The following is a 21232-nucleotide window of genomic DNA, read 5'->3' on the forward strand; positions in this document are numbered from 1 at the left end:
CGATTTCAAGAATCCAGTCGGGTCAGGTAGTCTTCTATCTGCCCATTCGGGGCTATAGCTCAGGCGGTTAGAGCGCTTCGCTGATAACGAAGAGGTCCCAGGTTCAAGTCCTGGTAGCCCCACGGAAGTGGTCACTCGGGGTTTCTCGGGCCCGTCCTCCTCGGCGAGGACTCGCAGGATTCCTGTGGTCGTTCCTTCCATGGGGCCTTAGCTCAGTTGGTAGAGCGCCTGCTTTGCAAGCAGGATGTCAGGAGTTCGAATCTCCTAGGCTCCACAGTTTTTCTTCCCCCGTTCGCGGGTGTGCCCGTTTCCGACGAGTGTGCCCGGCGTACCGGGCACACTCGTCGGAAACGGGCACACCCGGCGACGGTCCAGCTCGGCAGTCGAGCAGGACCCACGCGAAGTAAGGTATCTGCATGGACATCAGAGTTGCTGCCTACGGGGTCATCATTCGCGAAGGTCAGATCCTGCTCTCACACTGGAACGAGAACGGCCGCAACGGCTGGACTCTGCCCGGCGGCGGCATTGAGGACGGCGAACACCCGGCCGAGACGGCGGTCCGCGAGATCTTCGAGGAGACCGGCTATCTGGCATCCATCGATCGGCTGCTCGGCATCGACTCACATGTCGTCACAGCGCGCCGTCGTCTTGCAGGAGACACCCGCCCGCTCCACGCGCTGCGCGTTGTGTATCGTGCGAGCGTCGTCTCGGGCGAGCTCACTCACGAGGTGGGCGGCAGCAGCGACGAGGCACGATGGGTGGACCTTGCGGATGTCGCGGAGCTGAAGACCGTCGATCTCGTGCGGGTCGGACTCGCCCTCGACAGGGCGGAACCGGCTGACGGCATCCCGTCCCGCTGAATCCGGGGTGCTCAGTAGCCGCGACTCCGCAACTCACGGGATCCAGGAACGAGCGACCAGACCTCGGCGCCGATCACCGTCATGACGACGATCACCGGTCGCTCCTGCGGCACCCCGAACACAGGGGTCCGCACTCAGGGGCGGGGGGCGAGAATGGAGACGGAAGGCTACTCGTCCGGGGAGGTCGGTTCGTCGTCGGCGACCCAGAGCTCGTCGTCGGCGCGGAAGGTCTGCCAGACCGCGTAGGCCACCCCGGCGGCCGCGATCACCCCCGCCGCGATAGCGACGTAGGTTCCGAAGCCTGGGCCTTTCTTCTTCTCGACCGCGACGGCTCGCGGGGCGATCCGGTTGAGCGCCGCGCGCACTCGGGCATCCTTCGCAACATCCCCGACAGAGAGCACCGCGCCGAGGGCGTTGCCGACGGCGGGAATGACGGTGCGCTCGATGGTTGCACCGGCACCGCGCGCCAAGTCGCGGGTGGCGTCGACGCCGGGACGCATATAGTGCTGGTAGCCCTCGCGCACGCGTGGGGCGACCTCCTCACGGGTGAGGTATCCGACCTGCCGGCCGGCCTCGCGGGCGACATCGTTGGCGCGATCGAGTACAGCCTGCTGGTGCCCCCACAGTTCCTCGGCATTGCTGCGCAGTCGGTTGAGTTCCTTGCGACGTTTGCGTGACAGGCTCATTATGACCCTCCATCATGTCTCTGGCGAACACACACCATCTTGCCATCGAATCGGCTGGGTGCGAGGTGGGAGTTCCGAGTTCGTTCCCGGCGAACACGCCGGATGCGTGAGATCGCCTGTGTAAGAATTGTCATCATGTCCAAGCACACCGCTGTCGCAACACTCAACACGACCTATGGGCCGATCAAAGTCAATCTGTTCGGAAACCACGCGCCAAAGACGGTCAGGAACTTCGTCGGCCTCGCGACCGGCGAGCAGGAGTGGACGCATCCCGCGACCGGTGAGAAGAGCACGGAACCCCTCTACAACGGTGTCGTCTTTCACCGCATCATCCCCGGCTTCATGATCCAGGGCGGCGATCCGCTCGGTCAGGGTGTCGGCGGGCCCGGCTATCAGTTCGACGACGAGATCAACCCGGAGCTCGATTTCACGGCTCCCTACATGCTGGCCATGGCGAACGCGGGAGTCCAGTTCGGCAAGGGCACCAATGGGTCGCAGTTCTTCATCACGGTCGCCCCGACCACCTGGCTGCAGGGCAAGCACACCATCTTCGGAGCTGTCGAGGACGCGGAGTCGCAGGCCGTCGTCGAGAAGCTCGCCGCGGTTCCGACCGACGGGCGCGACCGTCCTCTCGACGACATCGTGATCGAGAGCATCACCATCGAGCAGGCCTAGGCCACCCCGGTGAGCTCGCCATCGGATTCCGCGAGCAACTACTGCTACCGGCATCCGAATCGGCAGAGCTTCGTGCTGTGTCAGCGCTGCGGTCGCACCATCTGCCCCGAATGCCAGACCCAGGCCCCCGTCGGGGTGATCTGCCCGGAGTGCATGCGCGAGCAGCGTGCGACGGCACCGCGCACGAAGCCGGCCGCGCTCACCCGGTTCACTGCGCAGGGCGTTCCCACCGTGACCTACGGCATCATTGCGGTGACACTCTTCGTTTTCGTGCTGCAACTGATCCCGGGTCTCGGGATCACCCAGCTGCTCTACTATGCCGGCGCGTTCTCGATGCCGGCAAGGTTCGAGCCGTGGCGGATGTTCACGGTCGTGCTCGTGCATTCGACTGGCTTCATCTTCCATGTTCTGCTCAACATGTATACGCTGTGGATCTTCGGGCAGTTGCTCGAGGGGCTTCTCGGCAAGATCCGGTTCCTCGTCCTCTACCTGATCAGCGGGCTCGCGGGCTCGGTCGGCGTGCTGCTGCTGGGCGATCCGAGCATCACGGTCGTCGGAGCCTCAGGTGCGATCTTCGGGCTCATGGGTGCGTTCATGGTGATCCAACGCCGTCTCGGCGGCGACATGACGCAGCTGCTGGTCCTGCTCGGCATCAACCTCGTCATCGGTTTCATCCCGAATCTCAACATCGCGTGGCAGGCCCATCTCGGCGGCCTTGTGGGCGGGGCGCTCGTCGGGTTGATCTTCGTGGAGACTCGCAAGCACAGTCAGAAGCCGCTGCAGATCGTGCTGCTCTGCGCACTCACGCTCGTGCTCGTGCTGCTGAGTCTGCGCTACTTCGTGCTCTGAGCGAGCGTTGTCGAGCGCGGCTTTCGCCAAGGCATCGCGCTGGGGCGCGATCACGTGACGTGTGCCCGGAGCGGCTGGAGGCCCGGTCTCGCCTGAGCCATGAGCCCGCGGCGCCTCGGTTTCGCGTCGGAGCAGCCGGGCACGCCGATGGATCTGGCGTCGGGGGCCGACCCTGACCGCTCGTTCTCGCTCACCAGGGCGGTCGGTCGTTCGCGCTGCCTTTCGCCGGCCGAGCGCAGCGAAGCTCCACTCGAAATGAGCGTCTCCAAAAGTTATCCACAGGCTTATTAACAGTGGGGATAGTTACAGTGGTGTAATTGTCGGCACTTGTGAGGACCAGGGCAGGACGCAAGAACCGCCGTCATCGGAGGATGGCGGCGGTCGTGGCGTGTGGCGTCGTCAGCGCCAGCGGGTGGTCATGAGGAAGCCGATGAAGGCGATGCCGAAACCGACGAGGATATTCCACGAGCCGAGAGCCGGCACCGGGAAACGACCCTGGCTTACATAGAAGACGATGATCCACACCAGCCCGAGCAGCATGAAGCCGAACATGACAGGCTTGAACCAAACGGGGTTCGGGGCGTCCTCGCTGGAGCGGGGGGCGTCTGCGCGTGTGGGCTTGCTGGATTTCGTGCGTGCCATGCGTGAGATTCTATCCTGCCCGGCTGGGCGCTCCTGTCTCGGAGCGCATGTGACTGCCGACATGATCCGGACTCGGGGCGTCCGCACGGTGTACTCACAGCGGGCCGCAGCCGGCTCACAGATAGAATTGGCGCATGACTGGCACGACCGAGGGCCCGATCCCGGCGCGCCGCGATCCCGAGGGCACCGGCCGTCCGGATGCCGCATCCGTGCGGCACGGCGGAGGGCGGCGTTCCGCGCGGAGGCCGCCCAGAGCCCGCCGTCGCGTGAGCCTCGTCGGCGTGCTCGGCGAGCTGCTCATCACGGGCGGCGTGCTCGTCCTCCTCTTCCTCGGTTGGAAGCTCTGGTGGAACGACTGGATCATGGCTGGTCAGCAGGCTGACGCGGCGGCGACGCAGAGTCAGACCTGGATAGAGCAGGCGCGGGCCACAGCCGATCCGAGCCCTGATCCGGCTGCGCCCATCGACTACGGTCCCCCGGTGATCGGGCGGGTTCCAGGCGACGCCGAGATCTTCGGCGTGCTTTATGTCCCTCGCTACGGTCCCGACTATCAGCGCAACATCGCCGAGGGCGTCGGACTCAATGTGCTCAACAGCACTCGCCTCGGCGTCGGTCGCTATCCGAGCACCCAGATGCCCGGAGAGGTCGGCAACTTCGCTCTGGCCGCGCATCGCAGTGCCTACGGCGGCGGGATGCACCTCATCAACGAGCTGCAACTCGGCGACGCGATCTATGTGCAGACGCCAGACGGCTACTACACCTACCGTTTCCGCGACCTCGAGTATGTGCAGCCGACGGCCGTCGAGGTGCTCGCGCCCGTTCCCGGCCGACCGAATGTGGCGCCGACCGATCGTCTCATCACTCTGACGACGTGCAACCCGTTCTACTCGACCGCCGAGCGCATCATCGCCTACGGTGTGTTCGAGAGCTGGCAGCCGTTGTCCGCGGGTCCGCCGGCAGAGATCGCGCAGCAGGTTGCCGCGCAGGCCAAGGGAGGCTGACATGTACGCTGCGCTCTGGCGCACCCTGCCCGGTCCGGTATGGTTGCGGATCCTGCTCGTGCTGCTGCTCATCGCGTCAGTGCTCTTCTCTCTCGTCACCTGGGTGTTCCCCTGGGTAGACTTGATCATCAACAATCAGGAAGTGACGGTAGGCACGTGACCCGCGTTCTCGTCATCGACAACTACGACAGCTTCGTCTACACCCTCAACGGCTATCTGCGGGAACTCGGAGCCGAGACCGAGGTGTTGCGCAACGACGCCTTCTCGGTGGCGGATGCGGCCGCAAGGGCAGCCGAGTTCGACGCTATCCTCGTCTCGCCCGGGCCCGGAAAGCCCGCCGAAGCCGGGGTCTCGATCGCCATCGTGAAGGCGGCATTCGCAAGCGGCCAGCCACTGCTGGGCGTGTGCCTCGGTCACCAGGCGATCGCCGAGGCGTTCGGCGCCACCGTGACGAACGCCGAGGAGCTCATGCACGGCAAGACGTCGCTCGTCATTCACGACGACAGCGACTTCTATGCGGGCGTCCCGCAACCCTTCACGGCGACGCGCTATCACTCGCTCGCGGTCGTCGATGGAACCGTGCCCGATGAGCTCGTCGTCACCTCCCGAACCCAGGGTGGCGTCATCATGGGCCTTCGGCACGAGTCGGCGCCATTGTTCGGCGTGCAGTTCCACCCCGAATCGGTGCTCACCGAGGGCGGTTACCGGATGCTCGGCAACTGGCTCGAGCACGCGGGACTTCTCGGCGCCGGCGACACCGCCGTCGGACTCCACCCGCTGCTCAAGCTGAGCTGAGTTCCGCCTCCGTCGGCCTCGCCGCGCGTCACCGCTCTTCGTGCCGTCCCTGGCCCGCCACCGCCGGCCCGCCGTCGCCGGCCGAGCGTCCTTGCGCGCCATCTTTGTGATCCGCGCCACCAAGAACGGCGTGGAACACAAAGATGGCGCGCAAGGTGGGGCGGGGGGCAGGCCGGGGACGGCAGGAACAGGGCGGAATCCGGCGGCGGAGCCGGAATGGCTGCGGGAACGAGAGCCGGTGGCTTGCGAGCGCGGAGCCGTCAGCCCGAGCAGTAGCTGAGCCCAACCTCGGATCTCTGCGGCACATCGCCCGGAGCGAGCGACTGATTGATGATCGGCGAGTTGGGCCGCGCCTTGCACGAGGGATCCGGCTTTGGCACCGCCGTGAGCTGGAGGTTCGGCGCGGCGAGCAGGTCGGTCGCGGCGCTCAGCGTCTGGCCCGTGAGGTCGATGAGCGTCACGAGGCCGCTCGACACGACGAGGTTGACGGGGTCGCCGACATGTCCGGACGTCCTGCCAACGGGGTCGGTGCGCAGAACGATGTCGGCGCCGACGGTCGGCGAGTTCTCCTTCGTCCTCTGACCGATCGAGAAGCCGGCCGCGGTGAGCGCTGCCTCGGCATCGGCCACCAGCTGGTTCGTGACATCCGGAACATCGACCCGCGTCTTGCCCGATGACACATAGACCTTGATGAACGTACCCGGTGACACAATGGTTCCGGCGGACGGGTCGGTCTTGACGACCTGGCCTTCCAGAACGGATGCGCTGGCCTCGGAGAGCTCGGTGGTGGAGAGGTCGACTTCGGCGAGCGCGTTCCGCGCGTCGTCGAAGGTCCATCCGACGACTGAAGGAACCTCGCGGGAGGTCGAGGGCAGCTCGTTGCTGGGAGTGAGGTTGAAGACCCAGAACATGACGGCGACGATGATGGCGATGACGCTCACGATGCCCGCCCAGATCCAGATCGCCGGCGGGCGTCGCTGGGTGCGCACCATGCCGTCGTCTTCGGCCAGCTGCTTGAGTGCCATCTCCGAGCCCGACAGTGCCGTCTGAGGCACGCCGAAGAGTCCGGCATTCGTTTCGTCGACAGGGCGGTGGATGGGCACACGTCCGGCTGCCGCCGTGTCCAGGTCTTCGCGAAACTCGGCTGCGGTCTGGTATCGCTCGAAGCGGCCTTTGGCCAAGGCATGGGCGACGACGACGTCGAGCGCTGGGGAGACCTTCGGGTTGACCGCACTCGGTTTGACCGCGGTCTCGCTGACGTGCTGGTAAGCGACCGCGACGGGGGTGTCTCCACGGAATGGTGGCCGCCCGGTGAGCATCTCGAACAGCACGACGCCCGTCGAATAGAGGTCGGTGCGTGCGTCCACCGCCTCGCCCTTGGCCTGCTCTGGCGAGAAGTACGACGCGGTGCCGAGAATGGCGGTCGTCTGAGCGACGGTCGTCGAGGAGTCCGAGATGGCACGGGCGATGCCGAAGTCCATGACCTTGACCTGGCCGGCCTTGGTGATCATGATGTTGCCCGGCTTGATGTCGCGGTGGACGACCCCGGCGCGATGCGAGTACTCGAGCGCCGTCAGCACGCCGTCCAGGATGCGAACGGCCTCCTTCGGCTCGAGGGCACCGCCGCGGATGACATCTTTGAGCAGCCGGCCGTCGACGTATTCCATGACGATGAACGGCAACTGCGTCTCGGTGCCGTTGGACTCGGTGACGGTCTCTTCGCCGGCGTCGAACACGCGCACGATCGTGGGGTGCGCCATGCGCGCTGCGGCCTGCGCCTCCTGCCGAAAGCGTGTGCGGAAGGCGGGGTCGGCGGCAAGCGACGGCTTGAGCAGCTTGATCGCGACCGTGCGTCCGAGCCGGGAGTCGGTTCCGATATGGACATCGGACATGCCGCCGCGACCGATCAGTTCGCCGACGCGATAGCGCCCCGCGATCAAACGGCCTTCCTCAGTCACGGCGGTGCTCCCTCTCGTTCAGACGCAATCCCGCAAATCTTACCCGTGTTCGGGTGACATTTTCCCTACGGTCCGACCTTCACCGTGAGGGCGGGGGAGAACGGAGAGTCGAGCTGCCCGCAGAAATACTGGAAGGTTACCTCGAAGTCCTTCGTGCCCGCGGTGATGACCGCGGTGCGCGTTCCCCCCGGGGTCTGATCCTGGACCTTGATCACCGCATCGCCCGTGACGGCGACGTTGTAGCCGCTCAGCGTCTGACCGCTGGGGCAGCTCTGCGACTCCCACTTGACGGTGACGTCGCTGTGGGGCAGAACCGGCGCCCCGCTTCCGCTCAGTGTCGGGGCATTGGCCGGAGCGTTCGGCATCACCACGTTGCCGTGGACCGTGAGAGTGATCGTCGTGCCTTTCTGAACGTTGCCCGTCGGGTTGACGGTGTACACCTTGTCGACCTCGCCCGGCGTCGTCGCCGCGTTGCCGATCACGACGTTCGCAACGAGGCCGAGTCCCTCGACCTTGGCGCGTGCATCCGCGCTACTGAGGCCGACGAAGTCCGCCTCGCTCACGGGAACCGTGTTGACGGTCGGAGTGGGGGTGGAGGTCGTCGCCTTCGGGGTCGGGGTCGGGCTGGGCGCCGCGCTCGTGGAGATTGTCACGGGCGGCTTCTCGTCGCCCTGATTCGCGAACACCGCGATGAGCGTTCCGATGAGCACGATGACGAGGATCGCGATGAGTGCGATGAGCGGCCAGGTCCACGGATTGCGCTTCTTCTTCTGCTTGTCGGCCTCGACGGCCTCGGCGCGGGTCGTGGTGCCGGCGGCAGGCAGCACCGTCGTCGCTTGCGTGGCGCCAGCTGACGGCATGAGCATCGTCGCGCCGGTCGTCGGCATGGCACCGCCGAGAACGGCCGGCACGGATGCCGCAGCCGCCTGGACGTCTCCGCGGCGGAGCGCTGTCGCTGCACGGGCGAGGTGGGCGGCCGAGGCGGGACGATCGGCGGGGTTCTTCGCTATGGAGGCGAACACGAGGTTGCGCACGGGCTCGGAGACCGTGATGGGGAGTTCCGGCGGAGCCTCGTTGATCTGTGCCATCGCGATCGCGACCTGTGACTCGCCCGTGAACGGGCGACGGCCGGCGAGGGACTCGTAGGCGACGATCCCGAGTGAGTAGATGTCGGTCGTCGGCGACGCCGGGTGACCGGAGGCCTGCTCGGGCGAGAGGTACTGCACGGTGCCCATGACCTGACCGGTCGCGGTCAGCGGCACCTGGTCGGCGATGCGGGCGATGCCGAAGTCGGTGATCTTGACGCGGCCGTCCGGAGTGATGAGCAGGTTGCCCGGCTTGATGTCTCGGTGCACGAGCCCGGCCGCGTGAGCGGCGTGGAGTGCAGCCCCCGTCTGCGCGACGATGTCGAGCACCTTGTCGGTCGACAGCACGTGCTCGCGCTCGAGGATCGTGGAGAGCGCTTCGCCGGGCACGAGCTCCATCACGAGGTAAGCGCTGCCCTCCTCTTCGCCGTAGTCGAAGACGTTCGCGATGCCTTCGTGATTGACGAGCGCAGCATGACGGGCCTCCGCGCGGAAACGCTCGAGGAACCCCGGGTCGCCGAGGTATTCGTCCTTGAGGATCTTGATCGCCACCTGACGGCCGATGATGAGGTCGGTAGCCTGCCACACCTCACCCATCCCGCCGATGGCAATCCGGGACTGGAGCTCGTAACGCCCCCCGAAGGTGAGCCCTGCTGTGGGTCTCATTTATTCAGCACCGCCTCTAGTACCTGTTTTGCTACGGGTGCGGCGATCAGGTTGCCGTACCCTGTCTGGCCCATGCCCCCGCCGTCCTCGACGAGGACGGTGATCGCGTATTCCGGGTTGTCGGCGGGGGCGAAACCGGTGAACCAGAGCGTGTACGGATCGTTTCCGCCGTTCTCCGCGGTTCCTGTCTTACCAGCCACTTTGACCCCATCTATTCTTGCATTACTCGCCGCGCCGTTATCGACTCCATTGACCATCATCGCGGTCATCGTCGCCGCGGTCTCGGGGGTGATCGCCTGCCGGAAGTCCTTCGGCTCGAAGGTCTGCAGCGGCATGAGATCCGGCGCGGTGATTCCCTCGACGAGTGTGGGCGCGAGCACCATTCCACCGTTGGCGATCCCGGCGGAGACCATGGCCATCTGTAGAGGTGTCGCACGCACCTCGTACTGGCCGAAGGCCGACAGCGCGGTCTGGGCATTGTCGAGTACACGCGGGTAGACGCTCGTCTCCGAGCTCATCGGGATCTTGTGCGTCACGTTGAAGCCGAACTTCTCGGCCTGTGCGCGTATGGCGTCACTGCCCAGAGCGAGGCCGAGTTGGGCCATCGGGATGTTGCACGAGAGTCGCAGGGCCGTGGCGATGGTCACCGTCTCGCCTCCCCCGCAGCTGCCCCCCTCCGTGTTCCGGATGACGGTGTTGGTTCCGGGTAGCTGGAAGGTGCCCGGGTTGGGGAACTCGCTGTCGGGCGTGTAGCGCCCGGATTCGAGAGCGGCGGCGACGACGACGAGCTTGAAGACCGATCCCGGCGGGTTGAGGTTGCCGCCGATCGCGCGGTCGATGAGCGGGTTGCCCGGGTCGGCGAGCAGGCCATCGTAGGTGTCGTTGACCAGTTGGGTGTCGTGCACGGCGAGGGCGTTCGGGTCGAAGCCGGGCTTCGACACCATCGCGCGGATTCGCCCGGTCTTGGGTTCGGTCACGATGACGGCTCCGGTGTAGTCGCCGAGGGCGTCCCACGCCGCCTGCTGGGCCACCGGGTCGATCGAGACCTCGACGGATGCGCCCTTGGGCTCCTGCCCGGTGAACAGACGTTCCAGCGAGCCGAGGAACTGCGAGCTCGAGGTGCCGCTCAGGTAGTCGTTGAGCGATCCTTCGATCCCGGTCGGCTCGCCATTGACCGGGAAGTAGCCGGTGATCGGTGCGTAGAGAGGCCCGTTGGCGTACTGACGCTGGAACCTGTAGTCGTCGCCGACTGGCATGGATTGCGCGATCGGAGTGCCCGCCATGAGGATGGGGCCGCGCTCGACCGAGTAGCTGTCGTAGAGGGTCCGGGTGTTGTGGGCATCCGTGCTCAGATTGTCGGCCTGGAACACCTGGATGACGGTCGTCGAGCAGAGCAGGGTCACGAACATGAGCATCACGACGATGCTCACGCGCTTGAGTTCGCGATTCATCAGGTCACCACCAGTCTCGGCTGGTTGCGCACCGTGTCGGAGAGTCGTAGCAGGAGCGCGACGATGATCCAGTTGGCCACGAGCGATGACCCGCCGGCGGCGAGGAACGGCGTGGTGAGGCCGGTGAGCGGGATGACGCGGGTAACGCCTCCGATCACGATGAAGCACTGTAGGGCGACGACGAAGGAGAGGCCGACGCCGAGCAGCTTGCCGAAGTCGTCCTGTCCGGCGAAGCCGATTCGGAAGCCGCGGGCGACGAAGAGGATGTACAGCGAGAGGATCGCGAACACGCCGGCGAGGCCGAGCTCTTCGCCGAGGCTGGCGATGATGTAGTCGCTCTGGGGAACCGGGGTGATATCGGGGCGGCCTTGGCCGAGACCCGTTCCGATGAGACCGCCGTGCGCGAGGCCGAACAGTCCCTGCACGAGCTGGAAGCTGCCGCCGCCGGCGTCGTAGACGGCAGGGTTGAATGCGTCCAGCCAGTTGGTGATGCGTCCGTTCACGTAGCTGAGCACCTGGCTCGCGGCGAGGGCACCGCCGAGGAACAGCGCGAGGCCCAGCACGACCCAGCTGACTCGGCCGGTAGCGACGTAGAGCATGACGAGGAATATGCCGAAGTAGAGCAGGGCGGTGCCGAGGTCGCGCTGGAACACGATGACCGACATCGACAGCGCCCAGACCACGAGGATCGGGCCGAGGTCGCGCACGCGCGGGAACCGCATCCCGAGCACCTTCGTTCCGACCATCGACAGACTGTCGCGGTTGCGCACGAGATAGCCGGCGAAGAAGATGGCGAGGGCGATCTTCGCGATCTCGCCGGGCTGGAACGTCATGAACCCGCCGACGCCGATCCAGACGCGGGCGCCACTGACCTCGCGGCCGATGCCGGGCAGCAACGGCAGCAGCAGCAGGACCACGGCGACGAGACCGGAGAGGTAGGTGTAGCGGAACAGCACGCGGTGGTTGCGGATGACGAGAATCACGACGATCGCCGCGACGATCGCAATGGCGCTCCAGGCGATCTGCCTCACGGCGGCGCTCTCCCAGCCGGAGTCGCCGAGGGCGATGTCGATACGGTAGATCATGGCGATGCCGAGGCCGTTGAGCAGGGTCGCGACCGGCAGGATGAACGGGTCGGCGTCCCGTGCGACGAAGCGCATCGCGATGTGCAAGCCGAAGACGAGCACGGACAGGCCCACTCCGAGCATGACCAGTGTCGTGTCGATATGGCCGATGGCGCCGAGTTGCACGAGCACGACGGCGCTCGCATTGATGACGCATGCGATGATCAGCAGGGCGAGTTCGAGGTTGCGCAGCTTCTGCGGGATGTGGATGCGCCGGACGCCTCCGGTCGGCGGGCCGGACTTGCGCGGCGACGCCTCGACGATCGCTCCCGCTCGGTTACCGGACACGGTTGAGCTCCAGCCTGTCGACGATCTGCAGAGCCTCTTCGAGCGATCCGGCGCTGATTGTGCTCCTCACCGTCTGCTGGTCGTAGAGCGTGAGGTCGGTGACCGGGATGTCGGTGTCCTTGTGGAGGCTGTGCAGCGAGATCGGGCCGAGGTCCTGCTGCACGCCCTGGTAGATGGCGACGGAGCCGTTGTCGACGCCGATGTAGAACCGCGTCTGCGTCCACTGGTAGGCGAGGAAGAACCCGAGCACGACGACGATCACCAGTGTGAGGATCGAGGCGAGCCATATGATCTTGCGTCGGCGCGCGCGGCGCTGATCCTCTTCGATGAGCTCGTCGAGGTAGTCCTGCGAGTCCGGCTCGAAGTGGGTCTCGCGAACAGGATGCAGCCGGAAGGGCGGCAACCGGAGGGCACGGCTCCTGACGACCTCCTCAGCGCCGAAGGCGAGCGGAGCAGCGGCGGAGCCGACGATGACCGGCGGCTTGACGGAGGCCGGCGACTCGCCGATGTCGACGATTACGACGGTCACGTTGTCGGGTGCCCCGCCGTCGAGGCTGTCTTTGACGAGTCGCTCCGCTACCTCCTGCGCTCCGCCGGTGGCGAGCTCGTTGCGTATCTGGTCGAAGGAGACGATGCCGCTGAGGCCGTCTGAGCAGATCAGCCAGCGGTCGCCAGGAACAGTGGTGAGGATCGAGGTGTCGATCTCCGGCGCGGAGTCGACATCGCCGAGCACCCGCATGAGTACCGATCGGCGAGGGTGCACGGCCGCCTCCTCTTCGGTGATGCGACCGCTGTCGACGAGGCGCTGTACGAAGGTGTGATCTGTGGTGACCTGGGTGAGCTCGGCGTCGCGGTAGAGGTAGATGCGGGAATCGCCGATGTGCGCGAGCGCGACCTGACCGTCGAGCACGGAGATCGCGCTGACGGTCGTTCCCATGCCGGTGAGTTCGGAGTGTTCGAAGACCGTCTCCGCCAACAGAGAGTTGGCCGCGACGAGCGCGGCCTGCAATGCGAATTCGGCGTCAGGCGCCGAGACGTAGGGTTTGTCGGCTTCTGCGATGCGTTGGACCGCGATGGCGGAGGCCACGTCGCCTCCGGCGTGGCCTCCCATGCCATCGGCGACGATGAAGAGGTTGTGGCCGGCGAGCCCGGAGTCCTGGTTATTGTTTCGGATCCGTCCGACGTGAGAGATCGCCGCACTGTCTGTGACCGTCGCCATGCGCCTACCGTCGCAGCTCGAAGCTGGTGGCGCCGATTTTGATCGGCGTGTTCAGCGGGACGGGAGTCGGAACGGCGACCCGGGCGCCGTCGAGGAAGGTGCCGTTGGTCGAGTCCAGGTCCTGGATCATCCACTGATCGTTCCACAACATGAGTCGTGCGTGGTGGGTCGAGGTGTAGTCGTCGCGGATGATGATGGTCGAGTCGCTCGAGCGGCCGATCGTGATCTCGTCGCGGCCGAGCGGGAACTCGGCGCCAGCCTTGACGCCGGAGGTGATCACCAGCTTGCTCGCAGTGCCGACCCCTGCGATCTCTCGGCCGAACGCGGCGAGAGGAGTGGCCGCCGTTGCGGAGTCGCTCCCGCCGCTGCTCCGGGCCGCCCCACCGCCGACCGAACCGGCTGTGACATCCGCTGGCTGCAGCTTGCGCACTCGCTGCCCGAACAGGTCGGAGCGCAGCGAGTAGACGATGGCGAAGATGAACAGCCAGAGCAGCAGCAGAAAGCCGAGGCGCAGTACGAGCAGGGTGAGTTCGCTCACGAGGCAGGCCCCCAGAATCCGCCCATGTCGTGACGTTGGGTGGCGTCGTCGATGCGGCGGTCGGCGAACTGATCGATGGATGCCGCCTGTGCGAGCACCCGGAAGACGATGCGGGTGCGACCGATCGTGATGACCGAGTCCGGTTCGAGGATCGCTTCCTTGACCGCGGCGCCGTTGAGCTGAGAGCCGTTCGTCGAACCGAGATCGCGCACCTTGGCCCGGCTTCCGTCCCAGAGGATCTCGACGTGCCGGCGGGAGGTTCCCGTGTCGTCGACGGTGATGTCCGCGTCGCTGCCGCGGCCGATCACGGTGCGGGCCTTGAGCAGCGGATGGCGCTTGCCGTTGATGTCGAGCAACGGCGTCCAGGCGATCTCGCCCTTGACGTTCGACGAGTCGACCTGCACCATGCCCTCGCTGAGGCCGGGGTCTTCTGCGAAGCGGATGACGATGCCACCGGCGAACTGGAAGCGTTGCGAAGCGGCATGCTGCTGCACTAGTTGGGTGAGCTCGTCGATGAGGGTCGGCCCGAGGGCGGCCATGCGTTTGCAGTCGGCTGAGTTCATGCGCACCGTGAACGTGTTCGGCACGAGAACGCGGTCGCGCGAGACGACCGCAGCCTTGGTGTCGAGCTCTCGGCGAAGTGCCGAAGTGATCTCGACCGGCTGCAGCCCCGAGCGAAAGGTCTTCGCAAAGGCACCGTTGACGGCGCGCTCGAGACCTTTCTCGAAGTTGTCCAGTAGGCCCACAGGTCTCCCGATCCGGTTCTGACGACTATCAAATGGTAGTCGGACACGCTGGGAACAACCCGGCGACGCGAAGAGTATCGCTCGCTAGGATGACACGGCTTGGCGCTCGCCGCATCTTCCGGGTGCTTCGGTGCGCGACTTGCGCCCCATGAGAAGGCCGGCGAAATGGTGCAACCGTGGCGAAAGTGCTAGCATCGCTAAGCTCGCGCGAGTGGCGGAATTGGCAGACGCGCTGGCTTCAGGTGCCAGTGCTCGAAAGGGCGTGGGGGTTCAAGTCCCCCCTCGCGCACAGTGGGTCGTTTGTGAAACTGAGTAAATCAGTTTGCGAAACTCCAAGCGAATAAGAAAGGCCCCCGAGAAATCGGGGGCCTTTTCGTTTTCCTTGCTGTTCTAGCCTTCATGATGCCGCTCAGCGTCAGGCCAGACGACTTTGTCAGGCACCCAGCCACTCACAAGCATGTTTCTTGGCGCGACGAGTTGTCCTCTTGCGACTGAGCTGATGCGTGTAACTAAAGCGGGAGGGAGCCAGGCGCTACCGCTCCTATGTAGGGGGCCCGCCCACTGCGAGTTCTTCGCCGGAAGGTTCCCACTCCTTCATGCTGGTTTTCCGCTTCGCGGGCCGGCGTCGTTTCGGCGGCACGTGTTCGCCAGCGGCGACGCGGTGGTGGTCGGCGAGGTAGTTGGTGATTTTGCGGATGTTTGCCGCCGCGGTGAGCACTGTGGTGAGGAGGTATTGCGCAGCGTAGCCGCGCAGACGTCGCTGGCCGGGGTCGGCGAGAGCATGGTAGGCGGTGTCTTTGACGAAGGCATTGAAGCCTTCGACAGTGTTGCGACCGGTCGAGTAGAGCTCGTGCCATTCGTCGGTGCCGTGGGGGAGCTCCTGGCGGTACTTGACGCCGGCTTCGGGTGGGAACGACACCCAAGCTAGCGCGAGCGGACCTGTGGCGAACAATGTGGCGTACTGTACATGGCTGTCGAAGTGAACAGCGAGCGGATGGCGACTCGACTCAGGAAGTAGCGTCCGGGTTCACTATGAGGAAATCAGCGAGCCTGGTCCATCCAGGGGGAACTTCATCGCTGTCCGTCACGATTCTGGCTCCGCCAACTTCGGAGCTGCTCGTCCTTAGCCCACTCAAGTCGGACCCGCACGCAGATGAGGAAGCAGCAGACTTGGAATCCACGATGACGAGGCAAGCTCCGTTCACGCTGTAGGCAGTGACGAAGTAGCGTAGCGCGCCAAGGGTCCCGACCTCCCTGCTGGATTTCGTGTCCATTCCGCTGGTCTCCAGTATGGAAGGGAGAACGTCCTCCGGACCGCTTTCCGTCGCGAGGAATGACTGAATCTGAGATGTGGGGTCCTGCTGAGCGCATCCCGCGATCGACAGCGTTATGCCGCACAAAGCCACGGCCGTCATCCAAACTTTGCCGGTCCTGGTTACTTTGCTCATCGCGTCTTGCTCCTTTCCCCACCATCGATTGTGCTCAAACCTAGCGGGGTTGTTCGAAGGCCGCCTACGAGGCGCGATTCCCACATCACCAAATTTTTCCAGCGACGCGTCTTCGTGCTCGCTATGAATTTCTCCGGCGGTGCTGACGGCTAAGTGCCAGGGTCTGGATTTCAGTGGTCTTGTCGAACTTCTTGTCACCGCGGCCATGAGGTCACCGAGGCGAGAGGATTTTTCGGACCTTAGCGGAGGATTGCGGTTTTTCGGAGTCTGAAGCTCCCGCTTACATACAGGTATGAACGAGTTCCGCAAACAACCCACAGTAATGATAATGAACCCTGACCTGGGGTTTTTTATCACCGGGTTGGGGGTTATTTTCGTTGAAAGTGCTAGAGAAAAGTGCTAAGCCCGGGTCACGGTGGCATTCGGAGCTGCTGCTTCTCTATGCCTGGACGACGTAGGGCCATGAGGGTGAGCAAGCTACTCCGCTCGCGACAGCACCAACATCACGAGTCGAGTGGTTAGACGCGCTCAATCGTAGTGCCGTTGATAGCGTGGTGGCATGAATGCTCGTGGCCCCGCTCATCTCTTCGTTGCCTGGGCAATTCACGATGTCGAAGAAGCGATGGCCTTTCCGAGCACGTGCGATTCTCTGGCAGACACGACCGGCATCGAAGCTCTCCGCCTCGATCAGCGTCAGTCGTGGCTCGCCGTCGGGCTGATGGGAACCATCGTCGCGCTCGCTTGTCGCCGCGGGAAGACGTCGAACGTCCGCTCACGGTTCTATCGAGCAATGGTCGCTGGACTCCACGCGCACGTTGGTACGCATCTCTTGGCCTCCCTGTTGCAACGCCGGTACACCGCGGGCGTCGCAACCGCCCTCCCCGTCATGTTGCCAGGTGCGGAATCCGCTCTCCGAGAGATTCGCGACTCCGGAGAGCCGCTCCGCGCGAAAGACTACGTCGCCGGAGCTGCGCTGCTCGTTCCCGCCGCACTCGCTTGCCAGCTCCTCGCACGCGTACTCATCCGCAGAAGGTAGACCGTAATGGTCTCCGCTGACAGCGCGCGGGATGGTTCTTGAACGCGCCCGCGCGCGGTTCCGATTACGAGCCGAGGTGGGTGGCGAAGCGGTCGATTGCGGAACGCTGCATGGTTGGTGTGACGTGGGAGCAGATGTTCATCGTGGTGATCGTTGAGTGGCCCAAACGCTCCTGCACGCTCGCCAAGTTCGAGCGGCAGGGTCGCGTGGGTATGACGCAGCTCCTTGATCGTGACCCGGTGCAGGCTGTCGTATTTCGCGGTCGCCCACTTCAAGCGGCGATCCCACCGGCTGGTCATGAGCTGTGAGCGCGGCCCGATGGGGTGCGAAGAGTTCGGCGATCCGCCAGACGAGGCGCGGGATCTTGGGCTTTTCGGCGTCTTCAGCCCGCAACGAGGCCTCGCCTTCTAGCCTTCTATCGGCACGGGGCCTGCTCATATTCCCTGTCCAGCCCGCGCCCTCGGTGCATGGTCACGAGGTCCAGCCTAAGTGCGCGGGCGCGACGATCCTGGATCGCCTGTGGTGTCCTTCGATTTGTTGTTTAGGTGCTGAGTTCGAGGATGGGTGGGTCGATGTCTCATACGCCGGTCAGCCGGGTTGGCTGCATTCACTCGTGGCGCCCATCGTGATTCGGGCCTGCCCGCTGGCGTCGCTCGCTGTGAGATTCATTATGATCAGGTCTCGCCCCACAATACGAATATCGAGATTCTCACGGGAATCCAGCGTCCTGACTCGCACCACCCAGCCGTCTGCCTCGGGGAACTCTCCGCTGAGGGTCGCCGCCCAGCTCACTCGATCGAGCACGGGGTCGACGTAGACAACTCGCCGAACCTTCGCTTGGCCGCCACGTTCTTCAATAGGGCACGAGTCTTGGGTGATCTCCTCCGAACGCTCAAGCACGCTGCCTACCGGGAGGGTGCTCTCGATCCGATCGAGGTAACCCGTGACCTTCGCAGTCGCCGCTTCGACCGTCAGCGGCTGTGGGTTCGGAAGGAGGAGCGTCACAATCCAGACAGCGATCACGAGCATGCCGACCCCGACGGCCATAAGCATCGTTACTTTCGCAGGGCTCAATCGAGAACGCGTCGACGACATCTAATGATGCTATCGGCCGCCTGACAGCAATAGAGCGGACGATTCTTGCTTCACAGTGCGCGAGTGGGATCGACGAGCCCGGGGATGTGATCCAGGCCCGTGGGATACTGACATCTGCCCCGATCTTGGCTTCGACTGTCTCGGCTTCGTGCTCGTGCTGCCTAATGAGACGGCCAGCGCGAGTAGCGAAGAGGCTTACCCTCGAATGTTTCTAGTACAGAAACTACCGTGTATACAACGGTGACATACGTTCGTTCGGAAGACCAGGGCTGCTTGTGACTTGGATGCCTTCGTTGGTTGATGGTGATTTAGTAAACCAGTTGATAATCTAGGTGTTGATGAAATCGTTGATGGATCAGAAGCACGAGCTGTTGCTGGAGCATGCGCGGCAGCAGAGCAAAGGTGCACGGGTCGTGATGGCGCTGCTGCACACTGCCTCGCTGATCGATCGGGCCTGCGCTACCGAACTGTCGAAGTTCGACCTCTCCGAGGGCCGATTGAGCGTGCTGCTTGCTGCGGCGAAGTCGAGAGGGGCGACCCCTGCGTTCCTGGCTGAACAGCTTGGGATTACTCGCGCTGCGATCACTGGCCTGGTCGACGGGCTGGAGCGGCAAGGACTGATCCGCCGATCCGCGCATCCTGCCGATCGCCGTTCGATGACGATTGAGGTCACTGTGCCGGGCCAGGAAGTCCTCGATCGTCTCGTGCCGATCTATGGCGCTTGGTTGCAAGAGCTCTCGACGGGGATCAGCACGGAGGCGGCAGACGATGCGCTCGATGTGTTCGCTGCAATCCAGCACAGCCTGGGTGGAGGAAGTCGGAATGAGTAGCACGGGAGCCCGCAAGGTCAGCGAGGTCGGGGCGGCACATCTGGCCGACCTCAACTCGGGCCGCGCGGAGGCGAGGACACTGAGCGAGGCTTTGGCGATCGACCATCGTGTTCTGCTCTCGGTGGTCGTGCCGGATGCACCTGCGGCGTTAGTGCAGGCGGCAGACGAAGCGCAAGGGCTCGGCGTTTTGAAGCGCATGGCTGCGATCGGCGCAGCCCTACGACTGCACCTCTCCGCTGACGACCTCGCGGCTTTGGCTTCGCATCCGTCCGACACGGTGCGCGGCTGGTGGTGCTTCACGACAGCCTCCGATCCGACATACGACGCACCCGAACTTCTTGGGGCCTGCAAACCGCTGGCGGACGACTCTTGCTTCACAGTGCGCGAGTGGGTCTGGATGGCGGTTCGCCCGCGCCTCGTGAAGAACCTCACCGAGTCGATCAAACTGCTCGTTCCCTGGACAGGGGGAGATTCCGCGAATCTTCGCCGTTTCGCCAGCGAAGCGCTCCGGCCTCGCGGCGTCTGGGCTGGACATATCGCGGCTCTCAAAGCGAACCCGCGTCTTGGCGAGCCGATTCTCGAACCGCTCCGCTCCGACCCCTCACGCTACGTCCAAGACTCAGTGGCGAACTGGATCAACGACGCGGCCAAGACCGATCCCGAGTGGGCCGTGAGCCTGTGCGCTCGGTGGCGCGCCGAAAGCTCCACGCCAGAGACGGCACGCACAACAAGCCGCGCGCTCCGATCGCTCAAATAGGGCTCCGACATTTCGCCAGAGATGCGCATGGTCATAAGTACAGATCACCGGCATCGGCGAGATTGCTGAGTTCGTCGACGGGGATCGTGTGGCGCTGTTCTACTACCCCTAGACCGCCGCGACCCCAGCCGCCGAGTTCTTCACCGTCAAGGGCGGGAAGATCGCAGAGAGCGTGTTGATCTTCGACCGGCTCTCCTACGGCCCGCCCGATCAGGGCTGAGACGGGAGCATGTGATGACTCCGCTGAGAACGCGGACCGAGAAGGCAGGAGAACAGTGAAAGACCGGCTCAAGCGCGAAGTTCCGCCTCTGCGTCCTCTTCATCATGCGCTGCTCATGCCCACCAGTTCGCATCGGCTTAGCTGAGTCAGGTTCTGCTGTGGCGTCTTGGTCAGCGCCCCGAGGCCCCTCGGCCGGGACGGGCTCAGCGCGTCGAGGCGCGCGCCGTCAGCCGGACCGGGAGCACCGCGTTCTCGATCGATCGGGAGCGATCCGACAGCCGCATCAGCGCGAGCCGGGCGGCGCGCCGCCCCATGGCCTCGACGTCGCCGGCGATCACGCTGATCCCGAGCACCTCGGCCCACTCCGGGGCGTCGAAGCCGAGCACCGCCGGCGGCACGGCGCCCGCGTTCCTGCGCGCCTCCAGCACCCCGAGGAGGATCCGATTGTTGCCCGCCACGATCGCGGTGGGCGGATCCGGGAGCGCGAGCAGCTCGGCGGCGTGCGTCCGCGCGGCCTCGACGTCGTGGGCGTCGGTGCGCAGCAGCCGGCGCCAGGTGTCCCCGGTCGCATCCAGCACGTCTCCCAACCCGGCCACGCGCTCCCGATGGGTGGGCAGCCAGGAGTAGTCGCCGATGAAGGCGATCCGCCGGTGGCCGCCTGCGCTGAGGTGGCGGGCCGCGAGGCGCCCGCTCTCGCGGTCGTCGAACACGACGGAGTCGGCCTCGATGCCCGAGGCGGGACGGTCGACGAACACCACGGGGATGCCCCGCGCCTGCAGCGCCGCGTAGTCGGAGTGGTCCTGCATGGAGGAGACGACGAGGAGCGCCTTCGTCTGCCGGTCGGCGAGGTCGTGCGCGACCCGGCGTTCCTGAACCGCCGACTCCCGGGCGTTGGCGACCGAGAGGTGCATGCCCTCGGTGCGGATCTCGTCCTCGATCGCCTGGGCGAGCGCGGAGTAGAAGGGGTTCGTGAAGTCGCCGGTGACGAGCCCGATCGAGTCGGCGAGGCGACGGCTCGCCAGCAGGCTGGCGGCGGCGTTGCGCTGATAGTCCAGCGCCCGCGCTGCCTCGAGCACCCGAGCGAGGGTCTCCTGCTTCACGTGCGACTCGCCGCCGAGGGCCCGCGATGCCGTCTTGAGGCTCACGCCGGCGCGCGCCGCGACGTGGGCCAGCGTGGTGCGCGAGCGAGCGCCGTCGGCATCCGCCTCCATGCCTCCTCCTCCCGCGCCGCTCTCCGGCGCATATACATTATGCGACCGGGTT

23 protein-coding genes and 3 tRNA genes are annotated in these 21232 nt (G+C 65.1%); 13 read left to right on the forward strand and 13 right to left on the reverse strand.

Going from position 1 to position 21232, the window contains the following annotated elements; all coding sequences use genetic code 11:
• The first annotated feature begins 48 nt into the window (after positions 1–48).
• The 3 genes from ACFQB0_RS09310 to ACFQB0_RS09320 all read left to right on the forward strand — a co-directional run bounded on the left by ACFQB0_RS09310 (position 49) and on the right by ACFQB0_RS09320 (position 860).
• A tRNA-Ile gene (locus ACFQB0_RS09310) sits at positions 49–122 on the forward strand.
• Positions 123–201: 79 nt separating this feature from the next.
• Positions 202–274 (forward strand) — tRNA-Ala (locus ACFQB0_RS09315).
• A gap of 142 nt (positions 275–416) precedes the next feature.
• Positions 417–860 carry an NUDIX hydrolase gene (locus tag ACFQB0_RS09320; RefSeq protein ID WP_386730529.1) on the forward strand — a complete coding sequence of 148 codons (444 nt, stop codon included), beginning with the start codon at positions 417–419 and terminating at the stop codon, positions 858–860.
• A 167-nt stretch (positions 861–1027) separates the two neighbouring features.
• Here ACFQB0_RS09320 and ACFQB0_RS09325 read toward each other — a convergent pair whose 3' ends face one another.
• Positions 1028–1546, reverse strand: coding sequence for a hypothetical protein (locus tag ACFQB0_RS09325; protein ID WP_386730532.1), 519 nt, complete (start codon positions 1544–1546; stop codon positions 1028–1030).
• A gap of 135 nt (positions 1547–1681) precedes the next feature.
• Between ACFQB0_RS09325 and ACFQB0_RS09330 the strand changes: the two genes are divergently transcribed.
• Together ACFQB0_RS09330 and ACFQB0_RS09335 are read left to right on the forward strand one after the other, a co-directional pair.
• Positions 1682–2221 carry a peptidylprolyl isomerase gene (locus ACFQB0_RS09330; RefSeq protein WP_386730534.1) on the forward strand — a complete coding sequence of 180 codons (540 nt, stop codon included), beginning with the start codon at positions 1682–1684 and terminating at the stop codon, positions 2219–2221.
• Positions 2222–2230: 9 nt separating this feature from the next.
• Positions 2231–3070: a rhomboid family intramembrane serine protease gene (locus tag ACFQB0_RS09335; RefSeq protein WP_386730537.1), complete on the forward strand. Its 840-nt coding sequence runs from the start codon at positions 2231–2233 to the stop codon at positions 3068–3070.
• Between the two features lie 399 nt (positions 3071–3469).
• Here the strand turns inward: ACFQB0_RS09335 and ACFQB0_RS09340 are convergent, their stop codons facing one another.
• The gene (locus ACFQB0_RS09340; protein WP_386730540.1) at positions 3470–3712 is read right to left on the reverse strand and encodes a cell division protein CrgA; all 243 of its coding nucleotides are present in this window, start codon (positions 3710–3712) and stop codon (positions 3470–3472) included.
• 134 nt (positions 3713–3846) lie between these two features.
• Between ACFQB0_RS09340 and ACFQB0_RS09345 the strand changes: the two genes are divergently transcribed.
• The 3 genes from ACFQB0_RS09345 to ACFQB0_RS09355 are packed head-to-tail and all read left to right on the forward strand — an operon-like array spanning position 3847 to position 5508.
• Complete coding sequence (locus ACFQB0_RS09345; protein WP_386730542.1) at positions 3847–4713, forward strand: class E sortase; 867 nt, start codon at positions 3847–3849, stop codon at positions 4711–4713.
• 1 nt (position 4714) lies between these two features.
• Entirely contained in the window at positions 4715–4873 is a 159-nt protein-coding gene (locus ACFQB0_RS09350) for a hypothetical protein (protein WP_386730544.1), read from the forward strand.
• Positions 4870–5508, forward strand: a complete 639-nt coding sequence (locus ACFQB0_RS09355; protein WP_386730546.1) for an anthranilate synthase component II — start codon at positions 4870–4872, stop codon at positions 5506–5508. Before ACFQB0_RS09350 ends, ACFQB0_RS09355 begins: the two co-directional genes overlap by 4 nt.
• A gap of 260 nt (positions 5509–5768) precedes the next feature.
• On the opposite strand, the gene pknB is transcribed toward ACFQB0_RS09355, so the two are convergent.
• From pknB to ACFQB0_RS09390, 7 genes are all read right to left on the reverse strand, one after another.
• A complete protein-coding gene (gene pknB / locus ACFQB0_RS09360) occupies positions 5769–7466 on the reverse strand; it encodes a Stk1 family PASTA domain-containing Ser/Thr kinase (protein ID WP_386730549.1) in 1698 nt (565 codons plus the stop codon).
• Positions 7467–7531: 65 nt separating this feature from the next.
• A complete protein-coding gene (locus tag ACFQB0_RS09365; protein ID WP_386730552.1) occupies positions 7532–9217 on the reverse strand; it encodes a protein kinase domain-containing protein in 1686 nt (561 codons plus the stop codon).
• Positions 9214–10668: a peptidoglycan D,D-transpeptidase FtsI family protein gene (locus ACFQB0_RS09370; RefSeq protein WP_386730555.1), complete on the reverse strand. Its 1455-nt coding sequence runs from the start codon at positions 10666–10668 to the stop codon at positions 9214–9216. The genes ACFQB0_RS09365 and ACFQB0_RS09370 overlap by 4 nt, the downstream gene beginning before the upstream one ends.
• A complete protein-coding gene (locus tag ACFQB0_RS09375) occupies positions 10668–12056 on the reverse strand; it encodes an FtsW/RodA/SpoVE family cell cycle protein (protein WP_386731529.1) in 1389 nt (462 codons plus the stop codon). The genes ACFQB0_RS09370 and ACFQB0_RS09375 overlap by 1 nt, the downstream gene beginning before the upstream one ends.
• Positions 12057–12069: 13 nt before the next feature.
• Positions 12070–13299, reverse strand: coding sequence for a PP2C family protein-serine/threonine phosphatase (locus tag ACFQB0_RS09380; RefSeq protein ID WP_386730557.1), 1230 nt, complete (start codon positions 13297–13299; stop codon positions 12070–12072).
• Positions 13300–13303: 4 nt separating this feature from the next.
• Positions 13304–13837, reverse strand: coding sequence for an FHA domain-containing protein FhaB/FipA (locus tag ACFQB0_RS09385; RefSeq protein WP_386730560.1), 534 nt, complete (start codon positions 13835–13837; stop codon positions 13304–13306).
• Positions 13834–14583, reverse strand: a complete 750-nt coding sequence (locus ACFQB0_RS09390) for an FhaA domain-containing protein (RefSeq protein ID WP_386730563.1) — start codon at positions 14581–14583, stop codon at positions 13834–13836. Before ACFQB0_RS09390 ends, ACFQB0_RS09385 begins: the two co-directional genes overlap by 4 nt.
• A 205-nt stretch (positions 14584–14788) precedes the next feature.
• Between ACFQB0_RS09390 and ACFQB0_RS09395 the strand changes: the two genes are divergently transcribed.
• Positions 14789–14872: transfer RNA gene (locus tag ACFQB0_RS09395), tRNA-Leu, on the forward strand.
• Positions 14873–15124: 252 nt separating this feature from the next.
• Here the strand turns inward: ACFQB0_RS09395 and ACFQB0_RS09400 are convergent.
• Both ACFQB0_RS09400 and ACFQB0_RS09405 read right to left on the reverse strand, forming a co-directional pair.
• Positions 15125–15535, reverse strand: a complete 411-nt coding sequence (locus ACFQB0_RS09400) for a hypothetical protein (protein WP_386730566.1) — start codon at positions 15533–15535, stop codon at positions 15125–15127.
• Between the two features lie 55 nt (positions 15536–15590).
• The gene (locus ACFQB0_RS09405) at positions 15591–16031 is read right to left on the reverse strand and encodes a hypothetical protein (RefSeq protein WP_386730569.1); all 441 of its coding nucleotides are present in this window, start codon (positions 16029–16031) and stop codon (positions 15591–15593) included.
• Between the two features lie 559 nt (positions 16032–16590).
• On the opposite strand from ACFQB0_RS09405, the gene ACFQB0_RS09410 reads away from it, so the two are divergent.
• On the forward strand, positions 16591–17067 hold the full coding sequence (locus tag ACFQB0_RS09410) for an HXXEE domain-containing protein (protein ID WP_386730572.1): 477 nt from the start codon (positions 16591–16593) through the stop codon (positions 17065–17067).
• Positions 17068–17177: 110 nt separating this feature from the next.
• A complete protein-coding gene (locus tag ACFQB0_RS09415) occupies positions 17178–17375 on the forward strand; it encodes a hypothetical protein (RefSeq protein WP_386730574.1) in 198 nt (65 codons plus the stop codon).
• A 280-nt stretch (positions 17376–17655) separates the two neighbouring features.
• On the opposite strand, the gene ACFQB0_RS09420 is transcribed toward ACFQB0_RS09415, so the two are convergent.
• Positions 17656–18114 carry a hypothetical protein gene (locus tag ACFQB0_RS09420; protein WP_386730575.1) on the reverse strand — a complete coding sequence of 153 codons (459 nt, stop codon included), beginning with the start codon at positions 18112–18114 and terminating at the stop codon, positions 17656–17658.
• Positions 18115–18512: 398 nt separating this feature from the next.
• On the opposite strand from ACFQB0_RS09420, the gene ACFQB0_RS09425 reads away from it, so the two are divergent.
• Positions 18513–18992, forward strand: coding sequence for a MarR family winged helix-turn-helix transcriptional regulator (locus ACFQB0_RS09425; protein ID WP_386730578.1), 480 nt, complete (start codon positions 18513–18515; stop codon positions 18990–18992).
• On the forward strand, positions 18985–19749 hold the full coding sequence (locus ACFQB0_RS09430) for a DNA alkylation repair protein (RefSeq protein ID WP_386730581.1): 765 nt from the start codon (positions 18985–18987) through the stop codon (positions 19747–19749). Before ACFQB0_RS09425 ends, ACFQB0_RS09430 begins: the two co-directional genes overlap by 8 nt.
• A 423-nt stretch (positions 19750–20172) precedes the next feature.
• Here ACFQB0_RS09430 and ACFQB0_RS09435 read toward each other — a convergent pair whose 3' ends face one another.
• Positions 20173–21180, reverse strand: coding sequence for a LacI family DNA-binding transcriptional regulator (locus tag ACFQB0_RS09435; protein ID WP_386730583.1), 1008 nt, complete (start codon positions 21178–21180; stop codon positions 20173–20175).
• Between the last annotated feature and the right edge of the window lie 52 nt (positions 21181–21232).

The organism is Luethyella okanaganae (assembly GCF_042660285.1).
Classification (GTDB): Bacteria; Actinomycetota; Actinomycetes; order Actinomycetales; family Microbacteriaceae; genus Luethyella; species Luethyella okanaganae.